This window comes from Zoogloea sp. GW822-FHT05C07, from assembly GCF_058800215.1.
In genome coordinates, this window is sequence record NZ_CM179510.1 from 3,286,866 (window position 1) to 3,304,138 (window position 17,273).

13 protein-coding genes are annotated in these 17,273 nt (G+C 70.4%); 7 read left to right on the plus strand and 6 right to left on the minus strand.

Features of this window, described 5'->3' with window-relative positions; genetic code table 11:
- Together AC3QL2_RS15350 and AC3QL2_RS15355 are read left to right on the plus strand one after the other, a co-directional pair.
- Positions 1 to 1,980 carry a fumarate reductase flavoprotein subunit gene (locus AC3QL2_RS15350; RefSeq protein WP_493231298.1) on the plus strand — a complete coding sequence of 660 codons (1,980 nt, stop codon included), beginning with the start codon at positions 1 to 3 and terminating at the stop codon, positions 1,978 to 1,980.
- 76 nt (positions 1,981 to 2,056) lie between these two features.
- Positions 2,057 to 2,788: a fumarate reductase iron-sulfur subunit gene (locus AC3QL2_RS15355; protein ID WP_493231300.1), complete on the plus strand. Its 732-nt coding sequence runs from the start codon at positions 2,057 to 2,059 to the stop codon at positions 2,786 to 2,788.
- Positions 2,789 to 2,792: 4 nt separating this feature from the next.
- On the opposite strand, the gene AC3QL2_RS15360 is transcribed toward AC3QL2_RS15355, so the two are convergent.
- The 3 genes from AC3QL2_RS15360 to ada form a co-directional block, all read right to left on the minus strand.
- Positions 2,793 to 3,665 carry a DNA-3-methyladenine glycosylase family protein gene (locus AC3QL2_RS15360; protein ID WP_493231301.1) on the minus strand — a complete coding sequence of 291 codons (873 nt, stop codon included), beginning with the start codon at positions 3,663 to 3,665 and terminating at the stop codon, positions 2,793 to 2,795.
- A 118-nt stretch (positions 3,666 to 3,783) separates the two neighbouring features.
- Positions 3,784 to 4,425 (minus strand): DNA oxidative demethylase AlkB, encoded by a 642-nt coding sequence (gene alkB, locus AC3QL2_RS15365; protein WP_493231303.1) that lies wholly within the window; start codon positions 4,423 to 4,425, stop codon positions 3,784 to 3,786.
- Complete coding sequence (gene ada, locus AC3QL2_RS15370) at positions 4,422 to 5,495, minus strand: bifunctional DNA-binding transcriptional regulator/O6-methylguanine-DNA methyltransferase Ada (protein ID WP_493231305.1); 1,074 nt, start codon at positions 5,493 to 5,495, stop codon at positions 4,422 to 4,424. Before ada ends, alkB begins: the two co-directional genes overlap by 4 nt.
- Positions 5,496 to 5,711: 216 nt before the next feature.
- Here ada and amaB point away from each other — a divergent pair, with 216 nt between their 5' ends.
- Both amaB and AC3QL2_RS15380 read left to right on the plus strand, forming a co-directional pair.
- Entirely contained in the window at positions 5,712 to 7,229 is a 1,518-nt protein-coding gene (amaB, locus tag AC3QL2_RS15375; RefSeq protein WP_493231306.1) for an L-piperidine-6-carboxylate dehydrogenase, read from the plus strand.
- A gap of 82 nt (positions 7,230 to 7,311) precedes the next feature.
- On the plus strand, positions 7,312 to 7,980 hold the full coding sequence (locus tag AC3QL2_RS15380; RefSeq protein ID WP_493231308.1) for a hypothetical protein: 669 nt from the start codon (positions 7,312 to 7,314) through the stop codon (positions 7,978 to 7,980).
- A 13-nt stretch (positions 7,981 to 7,993) separates the two neighbouring features.
- On the opposite strand, the gene AC3QL2_RS15385 is transcribed toward AC3QL2_RS15380, so the two are convergent.
- On the minus strand, positions 7,994 to 8,899 hold the full coding sequence (locus tag AC3QL2_RS15385) for a pyridoxamine 5'-phosphate oxidase family protein (protein WP_493231310.1): 906 nt from the start codon (positions 8,897 to 8,899) through the stop codon (positions 7,994 to 7,996).
- 5 nt (positions 8,900 to 8,904) lie between these two features.
- On the minus strand, positions 8,905 to 9,537 hold the full coding sequence (locus AC3QL2_RS15390) for a glutathione S-transferase family protein (protein ID WP_493231312.1): 633 nt from the start codon (positions 9,535 to 9,537) through the stop codon (positions 8,905 to 8,907).
- 106 nt (positions 9,538 to 9,643) lie between these two features.
- Between AC3QL2_RS15390 and AC3QL2_RS15395 the strand changes: the two genes are divergently transcribed.
- The 3 genes from AC3QL2_RS15395 to AC3QL2_RS15405 all read left to right on the plus strand — a co-directional run bounded on the left by AC3QL2_RS15395 (position 9,644) and on the right by AC3QL2_RS15405 (position 14,826).
- Positions 9,644 to 10,525, plus strand: a complete 882-nt coding sequence (locus AC3QL2_RS15395) for a LysR family transcriptional regulator (RefSeq protein WP_493231314.1) — start codon at positions 9,644 to 9,646, stop codon at positions 10,523 to 10,525.
- Between the two features lie 99 nt (positions 10,526 to 10,624).
- Positions 10,625 to 12,472 carry a tetratricopeptide repeat protein gene (locus tag AC3QL2_RS15400; protein WP_493231316.1) on the plus strand — a complete coding sequence of 616 codons (1,848 nt, stop codon included), beginning with the start codon at positions 10,625 to 10,627 and terminating at the stop codon, positions 12,470 to 12,472.
- Entirely contained in the window at positions 12,469 to 14,826 is a 2,358-nt protein-coding gene (locus tag AC3QL2_RS15405; protein ID WP_493231318.1) for a serine protease, read from the plus strand. Before AC3QL2_RS15400 ends, AC3QL2_RS15405 begins: the two co-directional genes overlap by 4 nt.
- A gap of 18 nt (positions 14,827 to 14,844) precedes the next feature.
- Here the strand turns inward: AC3QL2_RS15405 and ovoA are convergent, their stop codons facing one another.
- Positions 14,845 to 17,244 (minus strand): 5-histidylcysteine sulfoxide synthase, encoded by a 2,400-nt coding sequence (gene ovoA, locus AC3QL2_RS15410; RefSeq protein ID WP_493231319.1) that lies wholly within the window; start codon positions 17,242 to 17,244, stop codon positions 14,845 to 14,847.
- Positions 17,245 to 17,273: the final 29 nt, after the last annotated feature.

A 17,273-nucleotide genomic window follows, 5' to 3' on the forward strand; every position in this document is an offset into this window, starting at 1 on the left:
ATGCGCATCATCTACACCGACGTGCTGGTCATCGGCGGCGGCCTCGCCGGCCTGCGGGCGGCAGTGGGCGCGCGGCGCCGCGGCCACGACGTGATTATCCTCAGCCTGGTGCCGGCCAAGCGTTCCCACTCGGCGGCGGCCCAGGGCGGCATGCAGGCCAGCCTCGGCAACACCGCCAAGGGCGAGGGCGACAACGAGGACGTGCATTTCGAGGACACCGTGCGCGGCTCCGACTGGGGCTGCGACCAGGCCGTGGCGCGCCTCTTCGTGCATGCGGCGCCTCAGGCGGTGCGCGAGCTGGCGGCCTGGGGCGTGCCGTGGAACCGGGTGAGCGCCGGCGAGCGGGAGGTGGTGATGGACGGCCGCCGGGTGACGCTCAGCGAACGGCCCGAGGCCCACGGCCTGATCGCCGCTCGCGACTTTGGCGGCACCAAGAAATGGCGTACCTGCTATGTGAGCGACGGCACCGGCCACGCGATGCTCTATGCGGTCAGCGACAAGGCGGTGGCGGAGGGCATCCCGGTGCATGAGCGCATGGAGGCCATCGCGCTGGTCCACGAGGGCGGGCGCTGCCACGGTGCCGTCGTGCGCAACCTGGTGACGGGCGAACTCGTCGCCTACGTGGCGAAGGCCACCTGCATCGCCACCGGCGGCTTCGGGCGCATCTACCGGGTCACCTCCAACGCGGTGATCAACGAAGGCATCGGCGCGGCGATCGCACTGGAGACCGGCGCGGCCTGCCTCGGCAACATGGAGGCGGTGCAATTCCATCCGACGACTATCTTCCCGGCGGGCATTCTCGTCACCGAGGGCTGCCGCGGCGATGGCGGCCTGCTGAAGGATGCCGCTGGCCACCGCTTCATGCCCGACTACGAGCCGGAGAAGAAAGAGCTGGCCTCCCGCGATGTGGTGTCCCGCCGCATGGAGGAACACATCCGCGCCGGCCATGGGGTGAATAGCCGTTTCGGTGAACACCTGTGGCTGGATATCACGCTGCTCGGCGCGGCCCATATCGACAGCCGCCTGCGTGAGGTGAAGGAAATCTGCCGCCACTTCCTCGGCATCGACCCGGCCCGCGACTTCATCCCGGTGCGGCCGGCTCAGCACTATTCGATGGGCGGCATCCGCACCGACGCCCGCGGCGAAGCCCATGGCCTGGCCGGCCTGTTCGCCTGCGGCGAGGCGGCGTGCTGGGATCTGCACGGCTTCAACCGGCTCGGTGGCAACTCGGTGGCCGAGACGGTGGTAGCCGGCATGGTCGTTGGCGAGAACATCGCCGACTTCGTGGAGTCGCCGGCGGGCGAGCTGCAGGTGTCCACCGCGCTGGTGCGGGGATTCCTCGAAGCCGAGCAGGCCAAGCTCGACACGCTGCTGCAGGGCAAGGGCACGGAGAGCGCCACCGACATCCGGCGGCGCATGCAGGACATCATGACCGACAAGGTCGGCATCTTCCGCCGCGGCGACCTGCTGGCCGAGGCTGTCGACGAACTCCAGGCGCTGCTCCAGCGCAGCCGGCGGATCGGCGTGGCGACGCGGTGGCCGGGCAGCAACCCGGAGCTGGTGGCCGCCTACCGCGTGCAGAAGATGCTCAAGCTGGCCCTGTGCGTCGCCTACGGCGCCCTGCAGCGCACCGAGAGCCGCGGCGCCCATTACCGCGAGGACTTCCCGCGCCGGGACGACGCCAACTGGCTCAAGCGCACCCTCGCCAGCTGGAGCGACCCGTTCCAGACCCTGCCGGCGCTGGCCTACGAGGCCCTCGACGTGCGCGGCATGGAGCTGCCACCGGGCTGGCGCGGCTACGGCGCGCGGGACGCCATCGAGCACCCGGCGACGGCGCCGCGGGCGGCCGAGATCGCCTCCATCCGTGAGGCCTTCGGGCATGCCGACCGCGGCATCGTGCAGCAGGCCCTGATGCCCTACGAGCACCTGGTCCCGCAGCGTTTCCGGGGCCACAACGCAAGACTGGGAGATGCCTGGTGATGGTTACCGGGCCCGACAGACGCATGGCAAGGCCGTGCCTGCCCGCCACTGACGCACCCCGCGGAGGACGACACCGATGAGCACCGACACCCCCCGCCAGCTGACGCTGCGCATCCTGCGCAGCAGCCCGGGCGAAGGCATCGCACCCCACTGGCAGGATTTCCACGTCGAAGAAGCGGAGGGCATGACGCTGTTCATCGCCCTCAACGAAATCCGCGATACCCTCGACCCGTCCCTGCAGTTCGACTTCGTGTGCCGAGCCGGCATCTGCGGCAGCTGCGGCATGCTCATCGACGGCCGGCCGGGGCTGGCCTGCCGCAGCCTGACCCGCGACTTCGGGCCGTTGATCACGCTGGCGCCGCTACCGGTGTTCGCGCTGATCGGCGATTTGTCGGTGGATACCGGCAGCTGGATGCGCGGCACCGCCGAGCGCCTGGAAACCTGGATCCACAGCCGGGCCGAGCCCGACCTGACCGCCATCGAGGCGCCGATGGCGCCGGAGCTGGCCGAGGCCATCTACGAGCTCGACCGCTGCATCGAGTGCGGCTGTTGCGTGGCCGGCTGCGGCACGCTGCGCATGCGCGAGGATTTCGTCGGTGCGGTGGGTCTCAACAAGATCGCCCGTTTCCGCCTCGATCCCCGCGACGAGCGCAGCGACGAGGATTACTACGAACTGATCGGCGATGACAGCGGCGTGTTCGGCTGCATGTCGCTGCTCGGCTGCCACGACGTGTGCCCGAAGGGGCTGCCGCTGCAGACGCAGATCGCCTTCCTGCGCCGCCGGATGGTGGCGGTCGGGTTCAAGTAGGCTTTTACGTTTCTTTCGCGGCCGCCCACAGGTGCGCCGCGGCCAGTGCGCGCCACGGCGCAAAGTCGGCGAGCCAGGCTTTGGTTTCGGCCTCGCCGACTTTTTCTTCCCTTCCCAGCAGTTTCTGCAGGCCGCGGCGCACTGCGGCGTCGCCATGCAGCGAGCCATCCAGATGCGCGAAGCCGCGCAGCAATGCGTAATCCACTGTCCATGGGCCGATACCGCGGATGGCCAGCAGGCGCTCGCGGATCTCCTCGGCGGGCGTGGTGGTGAGCCAGGCCTCCAGCGGCAGCTTGCTGTCGGCAACCAGGCCGGCGAGCCTCAGCAGCGTGTCGGCCTTGGCTTGCGACAGGCCGGCGCTGCGCAGGTGAGCCTCGTCCTGCGCGGCAAATTGCGCCGCGTCCGGGTAGCAGGCCAGGCCGCCGCTGTGACGGATCCCGACGCAGGCGATCAGCCGGCGGCGTATGGAAATCGCCGCAGCGGTGCTGATCTGCTGGCCGGTGACAGCCCAGCTGAGTGCCTCGAAGGGCGTCGCGGCTTGCGGCACGCGCAGCCCGGCGTGGTGAGCCAGCTGCGGGCCGAGCTGGGGATGGTGGCGGTGGGCCGCCTCGAAGGCGTCCACCGGCTGGTCGAGGCCCAGGACGTGCCGGGCCAGGCCAGCAACCGCCCCGGCGCTGGCTGGCGGGCCGTCCACCTCCAGTTCCACGTCCACCTGGCTGGGCTGGAAGGCGACCCGCAGGCAGGCCGGCGCGCCGTGCCAGAGAAGCCCCTTCGCAAAGCCGTTGGCATCGACCCGCTCGGCCAGCTGCTGCGGGTCGCGGGCCTGGAAGGCCAGGATGTCGGCGGGCCGGAAGGAGGCGGGAAGGGAGAGACGCATGGCGGTGATCCTTGATGGAGCCGTGGGAGTAGGGGCGGGCTCAGTGCTCAGGTCCCTGGCTCAGGGGCTGAGGCGAGGGTTTGGACTTTGGAGTCGGGAAGAACCGTCCCTCCCATCGTCAGCCCGCCTTCCTGAAGGTCAGGTTGATGCGGCACGCACCGGTGGCCGGGTGCTGGCCGTCCAGCAGCGGCAGCACGCCGTGGAAGCGCAGCCGTGCCGGGCCGCCCCACACCAGCACGTCGCCGTGGCTCAGCGTGAGGCGCGCGGCCTTGTCGCTCCGGGCCAGACCGCCGAACAGGAATGTGACCGGCAGGCCGAGGGACACGGACACGATGGGCTGGGTGAAGTCCTGCTCGTCCCGGTCCTGGTGCAGGGACATGCGGGTACCCGGCGCATAGCGGTTGATCAGGCAGGCGTCCGGCACGAAGCCGGGAAAGCCGGCCTGCTCCGCCGCGGTGCCGGCCAGGTGCAGCAGGCGCGGCGGCAGCGGCGGCCATGGCTGGCCGCTGTCCGGGTCGGTGGCGACGTAGCGGTAGCCCTGGCGGTCGCTGATCCAGCCGAGGCTGCCGCAGTTGCTCATCGCCACCGACATGGCCTGACCACCCGGCGTGAACATGCGCCGGAACGGTGCCTGGGCGGTGATGGCCCGCACGTCGGCGAGGATGGCCTCCGCGTCGGCCAGCGCGAACGCGTGCAGCAGCACCGCACCGGGAGCCATGGGCTGGCACGGGTCCGCCGCCGCGAAGAGGTCGAGGGTCATGGTCGGGCCTCGCGTTCGAGCAGGGCCTGCTTGCGCTCGACGCCCCAGCGGTAGCCGGCCAGGCCGCCGTCGTTGCGCACCACCCGATGGCAGGGCACGGCCACCGCCAGCGTGTTGGCCGCACAGGCGCCGGCTACTGCGCGCACCGCCCTTGGCAGGCCGAGGCGGCGGGCCAGTTCGGTGTAGCTCAGCCGGCTGCCTACCGGGATCTCCCGCAGCGCGTGCCACACGCGCAGCTGGAAGGCGGTGCCGCGCAGGTCCAGTGGCAGGTCGAGGCCCTGGGCGGGGCTTTCGACGAAGCCGGCCACCCGCGCCACCAGCGCGGCGAAGTCGGGATCGTCGCCGACCAGGCGGGCGTGAGGGAAGCGGTCCTGCAGTTCGCGGGCGAGGGCATCGGCGTCGTCGCCGAGGCTGATCGCACAGACGCCGCGGGGGCTGGCAGCGACCAGGATGGCGCCGAGGGTGCTCTGGCCGATCGCGAAGCGGATCTCGGTGTCGGCGCCGCCGGTCCGGTACTGGCTCGGCGTCATGCCCAGCGCGGCGTTGGTGTCGGCGTAGAAGCGCCCGCTGGAGGCGTAGCCGGCGTCGTACTGGGCGGCGCTGACCGATGGGCTGGCGGCCAGGCCGTCGCGCAGGCGGCGGGCCCGCAGGGCGGCGGCGTAGGCGCGTGGCGTGAGTCCCGTCGTTGCCTTGAACAGACGCTGCAGGTGGAAGGGACTGAGTTGGGCCTGGCGGGCGAGTTCGTCCAGGTTCGGTACGTGATCGGCGTCCTCGATGAAGCGGCACAGCTCGGCGACCAGCGCCCCCTGACGCTCGGCGAGGGGCGGCAGGTCCGGCCGGCAGCGTCGGCAGGGGCGGAAGCCGGCCGCTTCGGCGTCCGCCGCGCTGGCGTGGAAGTCCACGTTCTCCGGCCGTGGCCGGCGCGAGCCGCAGGACGGACGGCAATACACGCCGGTGCTCTTCACCGAGTAGAAGAAGCGGCCGTCGGCAGTCGGGTCGCGGGCCAGCACGGCGGCCCAGCGCGGGTCGGCAAGGGTTTGGGCGGCATGGCTGAAGAGAGGGGCGTCCATGGTCGGAATGTCGGATGCGCTAGGCTGATACCCGCAATCTAGCCCTTGCCGGGCCGGCTTGCACTCCGCGGCTTGCTTTTGAATTGGATGCGAATGAACTCACCCCGCCGGCGCAAGCCACGGGAAGGATGCCTGAGGCGCGTGAGCGGACCTTGCCGGGATTGTTCCTGCTGTTCGCTTGTCCAATCGGCGTGATCACCTCGCCGGGAGTCCGTCATGCTGCATCCGCTGCTGTCTTCCGAAGTTGCTGAACTGTTTGCCGGTTTCGGTCTGCCCGCGCCGGAGGCCGGCAGCCTGGTGGCCCGCTCGCCGATCGATGGCAGCCGCATCGGCAGTTGCGTGGAGTGCGACGACCTGAGTGCCGTGGTGGCGCGGGCGCGGGCGGCGTTCCTGGCCTGGCGCGAGGTGCCGGCGCCGCGCCGTGGCGAACTGCTGCGCTGTTTCGGCGACGTACTGCGCCGGCACAAGGCGGCGCTCGGGCGGCTGGTCAGCATCGAGAGCGGCAAGATCCTGTCCGAAGGGCAGGGCGAGGTGCAGGAGATGATCGACATGTGCGACTTCGCGGTCGGCCTGTCGCGCCAGCTCTACGGCCTGACGATGGCCAGCGAGCGGCCCGGCCACCGGCTGATGGAAAGCTGGCATCCCCTCGGTGTGTGCGGCGTCATCAGCGCCTTCAATTTCCCGGTTGCGGTGTGGGCGTGGAATGCCGCGCTGGCGCTGGTGTGCGGCGACGCCGTGGTGTGGAAGCCGTCGTCGCGCACGCCGCTGTGCGCGCTGGCCTGCCAGGAACTGCTGGTGCAGGCGATGGCCGAGGCGGGCGGCGTGCCGCCGGACCTCAGCCAGGTGGTGATCGGCCCCGGCGCCCTCGGCACGGCGCTGGCCGACCATCCGGACGTGGCGCTGCTGTCGGCCACCGGCTCGACGGCCATGGGGCGTAGCGTGGCGCCGCGGGTGGCGGCGCGCTTCGGGCGCTGCCTGCTGGAACTGGGCGGCAACAACGGGATGATCGTGGCGCCCAGCGCCGACCTGGAACTGGCGCTGCGGGCCATCGTCTTCTCCGCCGCCGGCACTGCCGGCCAGCGCTGCACGACCCTGCGCCGCCTGATCGTCCACGAATCCGTCGCGGCGCACCTGCTGCCGCGCCTCACTGCGGCCTTCGCCAGCCTGCCGGTCGGCAATCCGCTGGAGCCCGTCACGCTGGTCGGCCCGCTGATCGACAGCGTGGCCGTCGACGCCCACCGCGCGGCGCTGGTCCAGGCCTACGCGGAGGGCGGCTGCGTGCATGGTGGCGAGGTGGTGGCGGTGGCCGACTGCCCCGACGGCTGCTACGTGCGCCCGGCGCTGGTGGAAATGCCCGGCCAGAGCGCGCTGGTGCGCCGCGAGACCTTCAGCCCGATCCTCTACGTGCTGCGCTACCGCACGCTGGACGAGGCGCTCGCGCTGCACAACGGCGTGCCTCAGGGCCTGGCCTCGGCGATCTTCACCACCGACCTGCGCGAGGCGGAACGCTTTCTGTCGGCGGCCGGCAGCGACTGCGGTATCGCCAACGTGAACATCGGCCCGTCCGGTGCCGAGATCGGCGGCGCCTTCGGCGGCGAGAAGGAGACCGGCGGCGGCCGCGAGGCCGGCGCGGACGCCTGGCGGGCCTACATGCGGCGGGCCACCAACACCGTCAATTACTCCAGCGCGCTGCCGCTGGCCCAGGGCGTGCGTTTCGATGCGCCGGGTGGTTGAGCACGGTGAGCGTAGGGCCCCGCAAACGTCGTCAGCTGTTAGGCTGCGGTCCTCCTGAGTGAGATCCGTTGAGCCCGAATCCATGCGTTTTTTGCCCCTGCTGCTCGCCCTGTTCTGCTGCAACAGTTTCGCCGACGTCTGCGACGAGCTGCCGAAGCCGTCGGTGACGGTGAAACTGCATGAGGAGCCGGTCGGGCTGGATACGGTGACCGGCCTGCGCACCCTCAGCCTGATGGGGCCGCGTTCCCTGCAGGCGGGGCAGCGGGTGCTCGGCCTGACGCGCGGGGCGGCCATCGTGCGTTTCGAGACCAAGGTGGTGTCCCGCGTCGATGCGTCGCGCCAGTGGGAATGTGCCAGTCCGCAGATCAGCGTGACCTACGGCTTCAGCCCGCTGACGGTGTATGTGGCGAAGGAATTCCCGCAGGGCAGCTGCGCCTACCGGGAGATCTACCAGCACGAGCAGCGCCACGTGGACGCCTACCGCCAGCATCTGGCCGGCATCGAGAAGGAGCTCGCCGATACCTTGTCCCGCCGCTTCACTACCGGCGGCCCGTGGCGCGGCCCGGTCGGCCAGACGCGGACGCGCATCGCCAATGAACTGGAGGAACGCTGGGGGCCCTACGTGCGGCGCGAGATCAACAAGGTGGAGATGGTGCAGGCGCAGATCGACACGCCGGAGGAATACCGCCGGGTGGCCGAGCGCTGCGACGGCGCGATCAGGAAGATTACCCTGCAGGCGCTGCAGCGCTGAATCGGATGCTTGCTCAGGCGGGCGGCGGCTGCCAGCGCAGCGCCACGGCCCGCCGGGCGAAGCGGCTCGTGCGTACGTGCAGACGCAGCAGGCGCCGGGCCTCGGGAAAGGCGGCGAGGGCGGCTGCGTCGTCAACGATCTCGGCATTGGCGGCCAGCCAGGCCAGGTCGCCGTGGACGAAGTCGATGAACAGCAGACCGGCGCGCGGGGCCAGCAGCAGGTTGCCGAGGGTGTTGAAGTAGTTGTTGCCGGCCAGGTCGGGCACCGTCAGCGTGTCGCCGTCTATGCGCACGAAGCCCGCCGGGCCGCCCCGATGGGACACATCCACACCGTGGGCCGGCAGGCCGTCGTCGTCCGGGTGGGCGCTGGCGATGAAGAAGGTGTCCGCAGCCGCGACGAGGGCGCGCACCGGCTCGCCCAGCCCGGTGAAATCCAGGCGGTCTGGCCGGGCCTCCTGTCTGGGCGCGTATTCGGCCTGGCGCGGCTGGATGTACTTCGGGCAGTTGCCGAAGCTCTGCTCGATATGGACGTCGATACCGGCCCCATCCACCGCGACGACCCGCCCGTTGGCCCGGTTGCGCCGCCGCGTGTGGGCCTCGATGCCGAGCAGGCCGACGCGGGCGCCGGCCTTCAGCAGACCTTCCAGCGGATCGCCGGCCGGCGGCCGTGCTGCGATGTGCAGGCGGTCGTCCGCCGGTGCGGTGATGAAGCCCGGTGCGCCGGCAAGCAGCGACGCCCACGGCTGACCGTCGCCATCCACCGCGCCGGCCACGATGAAGGGCAACTGGCCGAAAAAGGCCCGGTGGGTTTCCGGCATGGCCGGCCGGATCACCCGCGGGCCGACCTCGGCCAGCCGTTCCCGGCTGCCGGCGCGGGCCTGCAGGGCTTGTTCGCCGGTGTGGAAGCTGGGGCCGGCCATGGTCGTCAGAGCGCCAGGCCGATGGCGGTGGCGGGCATCGGGATGAAGCCGGGCAGTGCTTCCACACGGGCCAGCCAGGCACGGATGTTGGGGTAGTCGGCCAGCGACACATTGCCTTCCGGTGCGTGGGCGATGTAGGTGTGGTTGGCCACGTCGGCGATGGTGGCGTGGTCGCCGGCGAGGAAGGGGCGTTCGGCCAGTTCCTTCTCCATCACCGCGAACAGCGCGTGGGCGCGGGCGATGACTTCCTTCGGGTTGAAGTCCATGCCGAACACAGTGATCAGGCGCGCCGCGCAGGGGCCATAGGCGACCTGCCCGGAAGCCACCGACAGCCAGCGCTGGACCTGGGCGGCGTCGGCGGGATCGGTCGGCAGCCAGCTTGCATCCCCGTAGCGGCGGGCCAGGTAGACCAGAATCGCGGTGGAGTCGGCGATGGTCACATCGCCGTCCTGGATCACCGGCACCTGGCCGAAGGCGTTCATCGCCAGGTAGGCGGGCGTTTTCTGCTCGCCGCCGGCCAGATCCACGTCGATCGGTTCGACGGGCAGGCCGAGCAGGGACAGGAAGAGTTCGGCCCGGTGGCTGTGGCCGGAGAGCGGGAAGCGGTACAGCTTGATCGGCTGGGCGGGGGTGTTCATGGTTTCTTCCTTTGGTGTGGGTGATGGCAGCTAGTGTGCGTTGATCCGATTTGTGGATAAATGGCGCAATCCTGATTTCACTCATCCGATAGATGGAGTAATGACCATGGACAAGCTGAAGGCCATGGCCACCTTCGTGCGCATCGCCGACGACGGCAGCCTCAGCGCCGCGGCGCGCAGCCTGGGCAGTTCGCTGCCGGCGGTGGTGCGCACGCTGGCGGCGCTTGAAGCCGAACTGGGCGTGCGCCTGTTCAACCGAACGACGCGCCGTATCGCGCTGACCGAGGAGGGGCGGCATTACCTGGCGAGCTGCCGCAACCTGCTGGCTTCCCTCGACGAGGCGGAAGCCGCCCTGAAGGAGGAGGCCGGCGAGCTGTCCGGCCAGCTCACGGTGACGGCGCCGGTGCTGTTCGGCCAGTTCCACGTGGCGCCGGCGGTGAACCGCTTCATGCTGCGCCACGACCAGCTGCGCTGCCGTCTGCTGCTCTTCGACCGGGTGGTGAACCTGCTGGAAGAGGGCATCGACGTGGGCATCCGCATCGGCGCGCTGGAGGATTCGACGCTGATCGCCCATCCGGTTGGCGCGGTGCGGCGCATGGTGGTGGCCAGTCCGGACTACCTCGTGCGTCACTCGGTGCCAACCCATCCGAAGGATCTGCTGCAGGCCGACTGTATCGGTTTCCTGTCGGGGTCAGGGGGCTGGTGGCGCTTCGAGGACAAGGGCCGATCCTTCGGCGTGCCGGTGAAGGGGCGGCTGGAGTTCAACCACGTGGCACCGGCGGTGGACGCTTGCGTGGCCGGGCTTGGCTTCGGCTGCTTCCTGTCCTACCAGATCGCCGGCCACCTGGCCGATGGGCGCCTGCAGGCGGTGCTCGAAGACTACGAACAGCCGCCGCGGCCGGTCAGCGTGGTCTATCCGCACGCGCGCCTGCTGCCGGCGCGGGTGCGGGTGTTCGTCGAATGGATGCGCGAGACGCTGGCGGTGTGAGGCGCTTCACCCTGGCCGGCCCGCGGCAATGGTAATGTTCCCGGGATAAATTCAAACGCCATCGATGGGATCCCTCCCATCACCAGGAGAGCTGCGGGAATGTCACTGTCCCTTCGTCTGTCGCATTACCTTGCCGCCCGGGGCGGCATGCTTGGCATGTGCTGCCTGTGCGGAACCCTGCTCGGGCCGCAAGCGACCCAGGCCCTCAGCCCCCAGCAGGTCTTCACCCTTGCGTCGCCGGCCGTGGCCGTGCTCGAAGTGGCCGGCAGCAAGGGGCAGGCGACCGGGGGGCTGACCGCCACCGAGATCGGCGCAGGGCGCTTCGTCACGGTGTGTGAAGGGCTGGATTCCGCCGGCGGGCTGACGCTGAAGATCGGGGCGCAGGCGCACGCGGCACGCCTCGCCGCGCGGGACCGGGAACGCAACCTGTGCCTGGTCGTCGTCGACGGGCTGCCGTCATCCGGCGTGGCTTTGCGACGGAGCCTGCCGGCCGCCGGAAGCCGCGTCTTTGCGCTGTCTAACGCGCTGGGCTTGGGCGTGGGGATCTCCGAGGGCGTGGTGGCCGGTGTCCGGCACTATCCGGTGGGCGAGCTGATCCAGTTCACCGCGCCGATCTCGCCGGGCTCCGAGGGCGGGGCGCTGGTGGATGAATCCGGCGCCGTGGTGGGCATCATCGACTACCGCCGCCGCGACGGCCAGAACGTCAATTTCGCGGCGGCGATCGCCTGGAGCGACGAGATCGAGGTGCGGGCCGTGGCGGCCACCGCCGCCCTGCAACGCTACGATGCGGCGACCCTGCTGATGAAGCAGGCCAAGTGGCAGGAACTGGATGCCCAGGCGACGGAATGGATTCGCCGCGAGCCCGACAACATTGACGCCTGGCGCTTCCGGCTGGCCGCGGCCCGCGGCCTCAAGCAGGCCGACCGGGAACTCGAAGCCTGGACCGCGCTGCGCCGGATGGCCCCGGAGCGGGCGGAGTGGGGGATCGGCCTGGTGTCGGCACTGCTGGCTGGCGGACGGCGGGACGAGGCGCTGGCGCTGGCCGTCACGCTGGCCGCCGAGCACCGGGAGCTGGCCGTGGTTCATCTGGTGCTCGGGCAGGTACGCACGGCCGCCCGCCTCAACAAGGACGCCGAGGCGGCCTACCGTACCGCCATCGAGCTCGACCCCTGGCTCATCGAGGCCTACCGGGGCCTGGCGGAGCTGGCCCAGCTCCGCGGGGATCACGCCACGTCGATTTCGATCTGGTCGCGGATCACCGGCCTGTATCCGGAAGCGTCGGGGCCGCGCTTCGGCCTGGCGCGGGCCTACATCAACGCGGCCCAGCCCGCCCGCGCGCTGACGGTCATCGAACGCCTGCCCGAGGCGGAGCGTGACGGCGCAACGGCCTGGTTCTGGCGCGGCATTGCACTGGGCGCCCTGGAGCGTCCGGAGGCGGCCATCGAGGCTTACCAGGCGTGCCTGGCACGCAGGTTCGAGGAGCCCGACCGGGCGTGGGCGGGGATCGGCTTTGCCCACTACCGGCTGAAGAACTACCCCGACGCGATCGCCGCCTTCAAGGAGGCCGTGGAGGCCCAGCCCGCGCAGGATGACTGGCGCTACCAACTGGGTGTCACACTGAAGGACGGTGGGCGTCCGGCGGAGGCGCTGGCCGTGTTCGATGCACTGGCGACGCGGGTGCCGGGAGATGCGCGCAACTGGCGCCAGAAGGGTTTCACGCTGAGCGTCCTGGCGCGCCACAAGGAGGCGTTGCCGGTGCTGGAGCGTTCGCTGCAGCTCGACCCGGCCCAGCCGAAGGTCTGGGGCGCCTTGATGGCGGCCCACCAGGCCCTGGGCCAGCGGGATGCGGCGCGCAGCACCTACGACAGGTTGCGGGCGATCGACGGCAAGGCGGCGGAAGAGGCCTACCTCAACTATCTCTCCCCCTACGAGGAGGCTGCCCGATGAAAAAGGCGGCTGTACTGGTGCTGGTGCTCGCCGGCCTGACCGGAAAGGGTGCGCTGGCTCGCGAGGGAGGCGACGCTGAACGCGTCTTCGCGCGCGTGTCGCCCTCCGTGGTGACGATCAAGACCTTCGATGAGCAGGGGAAGCTTGCGGTCCAGGGGAGCGGTGTGGTGGTCGGGGCCGGACTGGTGGCGACCAACTGCCACGTGATCGAGGACGCGAGTGCGATCCGTGTGCTGACCGGCCCGCGCGAACTGGCTGGGCGCTGGCTGCGCCGCAATGCGCAGGCGGACCTGTGCCTGCTGGCCGTCGGCGGCCTGACGGCTGCGCCGGTCCCCCTGCGCCAGGTCGATGGAAAGGCCGTCGGCGAAGCGGTGTTCGCGGTGGGGAATCCCCTCGGCTTCGGGTTGGCGGTGAGCGCCGGCCTGCTCGCCAGCGCCCGGCTCGAACTGCCGCAGCCCTTTCTCGTGGCCACTGCGCCGCAGTCGCCCGGCTCCAGCGGTGGCGGGTTGTTCGACCGGGAAGGGCGGCTGCTCGGCATCACCCGGGCGGTGCTCGGTACCGGCCAGAATTTCAACATGATCCTGCCGGCCGAGCAGGTGGCGCGCATCCTGGTCGGTGGCGACGAGCCGCCACCGCCACCCGCGCTGCCGGCGCCGGAGAGGGGCTGGACGACAGAGGTCGAGGCCTTGGCCGGAGCCCGGAAATGGACTGAGCTGGAGCCCCTCGCGCGGGCCTGGATGGTCGCCCAGCCGCGTTCCGCGACCGCCGCCCTCATCCATGGCAGCAGCCTCATGGAGCTGCAGCGTTATGCCGAAGCGGAGGCCAGCCTGCGGAAAGCTCTTGAGCTGGACCGCGATCTTGCCCAGGCGTGGGAGCTGCTGGCTTCCGTGCAGTATCGCCGCGGCGCGCGCGACGAAGCCGAGAAGTCCATGCAGGAAGCGGCGCGCCGCCAGCCTTTCAGCGCTTGGGCGCCTTTGCTGCGTTCCAGCTGGCTGTTCGACGAAGGACGCCTGGCCGAGGCCGAGGCTGCCGCGCAGGAGGCCATCCGGCGGAACCCCGGCAGCGCGTCCACCTGGCGCCAGCTGGGGCTGATCGAAGACCGGTTGGGCAAGCGGGACGATGCCGTGAAGGCGTTTGCGACGGCACTGCGCCTGGGCGATCCGGACAGCGCGGCGCGGCGGCGCCTGGCCGAGCTCTACGCCGAAACCGGCAGGCCCGACGAAGCCCGCCAGGTGGCCCGCGATGCCGCCATCAACCATAACGGCGCCGAAAAGACACAGCTGGCTCTCGGCTTTGCGGAACTCAATCGGGGACGCTTGGGGCCTGCCGAGGAGGCCATGCGCAAAGCCGTCGAGTTGGCGCCCGAGTCGGCCGATGCCTGGACTGGGCTCGGTGCGGTACTGCTGAAGCTGACACGCCTCGCGGAGGCGGAGAAGGCCTTCGATCAGGCGGTCCGGCTGGCGCCCGGCCAAGCCATCCATCTGGCCAACCGGAGCATGATCCGGCTGGAGCTCAAGCGCGTGCAGCCAGCCCTCGACGATGCCCTGAAGGCCATCGAGATCGATCCGAAGAGCGTGGCAGGCTGGCGCCAGGTGGCGCTGGCCTATATGGCCGCCGGCAAGCCGCGGGAGGCCGGCATGGCCTTCCAGAAGCTCGACGCCCTGAGCAGCATGACGCCGGACGAGCAGGTTTCTTGGGCGGAGAGCCTGCTCGGTACCGGCAATCCGGAACAGGCGCTGGCGCTGGTGCGGCGGGTCGAGGCGGCCGATCCGAAGCTGCTGCGCATGTGCCTGACGACCGCCCGGATCCTGGGAGCCAAGGGCGACATGGAGGGTGCCCTGCGCTATGAACTCCGGGCCATCGACATCGATCCCGTCAATGTGCTGGCGTGGAGCGGCAAGGGTTTTGCGCTGATCAAGCTGGGCCGCCTGCCCGAAGCCGTGGAGGCGCTGGAGACCGCGGTGCGCCTCGACCCGGAGCAGGTCAATGCGTGGGTCAATCTGGGGGAGGCCCAGTTGCGCAGCCGCAACCTCGGGCGTGCCATCCAGGCCCTGGAAAAGGCGGTCAGCCTGAAACCCTCGGCGCTGGATGCGCGCATCCACCTGGCCCAGGCCTATCTCGGCGCGCGTCTGTTCCAGAAGGCCCGGGCGCAGGCCGAGAGCGTGCTCGAAACGCAGCCGAACCTGGCCCCGGCGCTGGGCCTGCTGACGATGAGCTATCTGGCCGAAGGCAACGGGGCCGCCGCCGCCGATGCCTTCCAGCGCTTCCGGCAAGCCGCGCCGGAGGCCGCCCAGGTGCTGCGGGCGCAGGCCCTCGGCAGCGGCCTGCCGGCGGCCCGCAGCCTGCCGGAGTAGTTCAGGCCGGCGGGGCGTTCAGCGTTCCCGCTGCCACAGCATGCCGTGGGTGACGATGAACTGGTACTTGCGGGCGTGTTCGCGGATCACCAGAGGTACTTCTTCCTCCCGGCGCAGCACGAAGCCTTCGGCGGCCAGGAAGGCCTTGAGGGTGTCGGCGCTGCGTACCGCCTGGCCGTCCTTCTGGTAGCCGCCGAGCCAGGATTCCCGCGGCGTGAACTGCTCCAGCCAGGAGTAGGGCGAGAACAGCGCGACCAGGCCGCCGACCTTGACCAGCCCGCGCGGCCCGCCGAGGCGGCCGAGCAGGGCCATCGGGCTGGGCAGGCGGCACAGCAGGTTGGCCAGCAGCACCGCGTCGAAGTCGGTCAGCTCGGCCGGTAGCGAACAGGCGTCGGCTTGGCGGAAGCGCACCCGGCTGCGTTCGATGACCGGGTCGATGCGCGCCGTGATGGTTTCGCCCAGTTCACCTTCGTCGCGGCGGAAGAAGGGCCGGCTGCCATCCTTTTGTAGCGTGGTGGCGGCGTCGATGAAGGCACGCGACAGATCCACTCCGAGTACTTCGCTGAAGCCGCGGGCCAGTTCGAAGCTGCCGCCGCCCACCGCGCAGCCGATGTCCAGCGCGCAGGCGGTGCCACTGCCGTATTGCCGGGCGGCGTCGAGCAGCCAGTCGGCGCAGCGCTGCGGGAAGGACGTGGTGCGCTGGGGGCCGCCGGCCCAGGGCATCTGGGTCTGGGGTTCGCCGTGGTGGAGGAGCATGTAGTCGTCCACCATGCGCGCGTCTTCATAGACCTGGCTGGCGCTGTCTTCGCCGTCGAGCTTGACCACGTTGCCGTCGTGAGCGGCCTGCACGACGCGGAAGCCGGCGTGCTGGAAGAAGTGCGGGCGGAAGTGGAAGCGTGCCCACACGCTGGCCTCATCGCCACAGGAGATCCACGAGCCGCCGAGGATCATCTGGTGCTGGCCGTCGTAGCAGGGCGTCGAGAAATCGTCGTAGTAGGGATGGACGCGGGCGCCGGGCAGCGGGTGGAAATCGTCCCCGTGCCACTGCCAGACGTTGCCGAACACGTCGTGGGCGCCGGCCTGGCTGGGCGTGCCGGCATCCACCGGCCACGGGGAACCGTTGGCAAGCTGGCTGTTCCAGCCGTAGGCAACGGCCAGCGTGGCGCCGTCGTGGCGGGCGGGGGGATCGGTGTCGGCCCACGAAGCGTCGCGCAGCGCATGGTGCTCGGCCTCGGTGGGCAGCCTACAGGGGATGCCGTCGCGGGCGCTGCGCCAGGCGCAGTAGGCGGCGGCTTCGTGGGCGTTGACCTCGGCCGGCCAGTTCCACGGCATGTCGATGGTTTCGAACAGCGTGCGCAGCTTGTAGCGGTGCAGGCCGGCCGGGCCGTCCGCCATCCAGAAACAGGGCCACTTGCTGTTGCGGAAGCCGCGCCATTCCCAGCCGGCGTCGGTCCACCACTGGCGCTCCAGGTAGCCGCCGTTCTGGATGAATTCCAGGAAGGCACCGTTGCTGACCAGCAGCGTGTCCACCTTGAAAGCCTGCAGCGTGACGCGGCGTTCGCCGTATTCGTTGTCCCAGCCGAAGCTCGGCCAGTTGCGTGGTTTGCCGATGCGTACCGTGGTGGCCGGGATGTCCACCAGCCGCGGCGACGGAAAATCCGTCCCCGCTATCGGCGGGAAGTGGGCCGGCGTGCCGGCGCTGGCGTGCAGGGCCGGCCACTCTTCCGGGCGGCGCACGTCGCCGAGGGGCAGTTCGCGGATCAGCACCGAGGAGGTTTCGATGTGGATGCGCTCGTGCTCGAAGCCCAGGAACAGCGCCCACAGCGGGTCGTCCATGGTGATCGGGGCATGGCCGCGGACGAGGCCCGGGTGGGTTTCGATGAGGCGGCGCACGGTGAGGTAGACCTGCTCGCGGTAGGTGTGCACCTCGGCGAAGCTGGGCCAGCGCATCTCGTTCTTCGACATGTCGTCCCAGCGCATTTCGTCCACGCCGGTCTCAAAGATGCGTTCGAAGTACGGATTGACCGGCGTGTCGATGAGGCCGGCGACGCGCAGCTTGTTGATGTACAGCGCCGCCGGGTGGCCGTAATAGAAGACCATCGGGTGGCGCAGGTGGTGGTAGGGCGGGCGGTAGAAGGCTTCCTCGCCCTGCAGGCTGGCGAACAGCACCTCGGTCAGCGTCCACCCGTTGTCGAAGGCGGCCAGTACCGATTCGCGGGTACAGGTGGTGAGGTCGGGCTGGGGCAGGGCGGTGAGGCGGCCGTCGGGCTGCAGGCCGGGGCAGTTCTCCGGCGCCAGGCCGGTCCACCACCAGGCCGGGCGGGGGCCGCGCAGCAGGGGCTCGTGTTCGCCGCGGAGGTTCTGGCGCCACGGTTCGATGGCGCTGGGGATGTCCGGTTCGAGGTTCGGGTGTGGCATAGCGGATCTCCTGGAAGTCTTGTTGTTAT